General features: G+C 76.7%; 1 protein-coding gene. It reads left to right on the forward strand.

Annotated features, from left to right (window positions below; genetic code table 11):
- The coding region (locus G3I78_RS50660; protein ID WP_164437430.1) for a zinc ABC transporter substrate-binding protein at positions 1 to 386 on the forward strand (386 nt) is incomplete at both ends.

A 386-nucleotide genomic window follows, 5' to 3' on the forward strand; every position in this document is an offset into this window, starting at 1 on the left:
GTCGGCGGCGAGCACGGCGACGTCTCCAACCTCACGCCGCCCGCGGCCGAGCCCCACGACCTCGAGCTCGCGCCCGCCCAGGTGCGCGCGATCGGCGACGCCGACCTCGTCGTCTACCTCTCGGGCTTCCAGCCCGCCGTCGACGAGGGCATCGAGCAGCGAGCCCCGGAGCACGTCGTGGACGCCGCCGAGTCCGCCGGGCTCGAGGAGCACCCGGGCGGCGAGGGCGAGCACGCCGACGAGAGCGCGGAGGAGCACGCCGAGCACGCGGACGATTCCGGCGACGGCCACGACCACGGCGCGACCGACCCGCACTTCTGGCTCGACCCGACGCGCCTCGCCGCCGTCGGCGACGCCGTCGCCGACGAGCTCTCCGCGATCGACCC

This window comes from Streptomyces sp. SID13726 (assembly GCF_010548375.1).
Lineage (GTDB): Bacteria > Actinomycetota > Actinomycetes > Streptomycetales > Streptomycetaceae > Streptomyces.